This window comes from Acinetobacter sp. YH12254 (assembly GCF_013417415.1).
In the GTDB taxonomy this organism is placed as follows: Bacteria; Pseudomonadota; Gammaproteobacteria; order Pseudomonadales; family Moraxellaceae; genus Acinetobacter; species Acinetobacter pseudolwoffii.
Genome location: NZ_VPEB01000044.1, coordinates 1 through 2,145, shown reverse-complemented (window position 1 = coordinate 2,145; position 2,145 = coordinate 1). Strand labels below are relative to the sequence as shown.

The window sequence follows — 2,145 nt, the reverse complement described above, 5'->3', positions numbered from 1 at the left end:
GAAAGACGTGATAGCCTGCGAAAAGCTCCGGGGAGGCGGCAAATATCCTGTGATCCGGAGATGTCTGAATGGGGAAACCCACTTACCATAAGGTAGGTATTGCATGATGAATACATAGTCATGCAAGGCGAACGAGGGGAAGTGAAACATCTCAGTACCCTTAGGAAAAGAAATCAATTGAGATTCCCTCAGTAGCGGCGAGCGAAAGGGGAAGAGCCCATTAAGTCATATAAGTTCTAGTGGAACGCTCTGGGAAGTGCGACCGTAGACGGTGATAGTCCTGTACACGAAAGGGCTTATATGATGATGTCGAGTAGGGCGAGGCACGTGAAACCTTGTCTGAATATGGGGGGACCATCCTCCAAGGCTAAATACTCCTGACTGACCGATAGTGAACCAGTACCGTGAGGGAAAGGCGAAAAGAACCCCTGTGAGGGGAGTGAAATAGATCCTGAAACCGCATGCATACAAGCAGTGGGAGCCGACTTGTTCGGTGACTGCGTACCTTTTGTATAATGGGTCAGCGACTTATATTCAGTAGCAAGGTTAACCGAATAGGGGAGCCGTAGGGAAACCGAGTCTTAATAGGGCGCATTAGTTGCTGGGTATAGACCCGAAACCAGGTGATCTATCCATGAGCAGGTTGAAGGTTGGGTAACACTAACTGGAGGACCGAACCCACTGTCGTTGAAAAGCCAGGGGATGACTTGTGGATAGGGGTGAAAGGCTAATCAAACTTGGTGATAGCTGGTTCTCCCCGAAAGCTATTTAGGTAGCGCCTCGGACGAATACCATTGGGGGTAGAGCACTGTTTCGGCTAGGGGGTCATCCCGACTTACCAAACCGATGCAAACTCCGAATACCAATGAGTACTATCCGGGAGACAGACTGCGGGTGCTAACGTCCGTAGTCAAGAGGAAAACAATCCAGACCGCCAGCTAAGGCCCCAAAATTATAGTTAAGTGGGAAACGATGTGGGAAGGCATAGACAGCTAGGAGGTTGGCTTAGAAGCAGCCACCCTTTAAAGAAAGCGTAATAGCTCACTAGTCGAGTCGGCCTGCGCGGAAGATGTAACGGGGCTAAAACTATATGCCGAAGCTGCGGATGCATAATTTATTATGCGTGGTAGGGGAGCGTTCTGTAAGCCGATGAAGGTGGATTGAGAAGTCTGCTGGAGGTATCAGAAGTGCGAATGCTGACGTGAGTAACGACAATGCGAGTGAAAAACTCGCACGCTGAAAGACCAAGGGTTCCAGTCCAACGTTAATCGGGGCTGGGTGAGTCGACCCCTAAGGCGAGGCCGAGAGGCGTAGTCGATGGGAAATTGGTTAATATTCCAATACTTCTGTGTAATGCGATGAGAGGACGGAGAAGGTTAAGTCAGCCTGGCGTTGGTTGTCCAGGTGAAAGGTTGTAGGCATGCATCTTAGGCAAATCCGGGGTGCTCTATGCTGAGAACTGATAGCAAGCTGTACTTGTACAGTGAAGTGGCTGATACCATGCTTCCAGGAAAAGTCTCTAAGCTTCAGTTACACAGGAATCGTACCCGAAACCGACACAGGTGGTCAGGTCGAGTAGACCAAAGCGCTTGAGAGAACTCTGCTGAAGGAACTAGGCAAAATGGTACCGTAACTTCGGGAGAAGGTACGCTGCTTTTGGTGATGGAACTTGCTTCCTGAGCTGAGAGCAGCCACAGAAACCAGGCCCCTGCAACTGTTTATTAAAAACATAGCACTCTGCAAACACGAAAGTGGACGTATAGGGTGTGATGCCTGCCCGGTGCTGGAAGGTTAATTGATGGGGTTAGCGTAAGCGAAGCTCTTGATCGAAGCCCCAGTAAACGGCGGCCGTAACTATAACGGTCCTAAGGTAGCGAAATTCCTTGTCGGGTAAGTTCCGACCTGCACGAATGGCATAATGATGGGGGCGCTGTCTCCAGCAGAGACTCAGTGAAATCGAATTCGCCGTGAAGATGCGGTGTACCCGCGGCTAGACGGAAAGACCCCGTGAACCTTTACTGCAGCTTGACATTGAACTTTGATCTTACTTGTGTAGGATAGGTGGGAGGCTTTGAAACCGAGACGCTAGTTTCGGTGGAGCCAATCTTGAAATACCACCCTGGTAATATTGAGGTTCTAACTCTG

Annotated in this window: 1 rRNA gene; it reads left to right on the top strand. The window is 49.9% G+C overall.

The features are described 5' to 3' along the window. Positions 1 to 2,145: ribosomal RNA gene (locus FTV29_RS14895) — 23S ribosomal RNA — on the top strand; the annotation flags it as partial.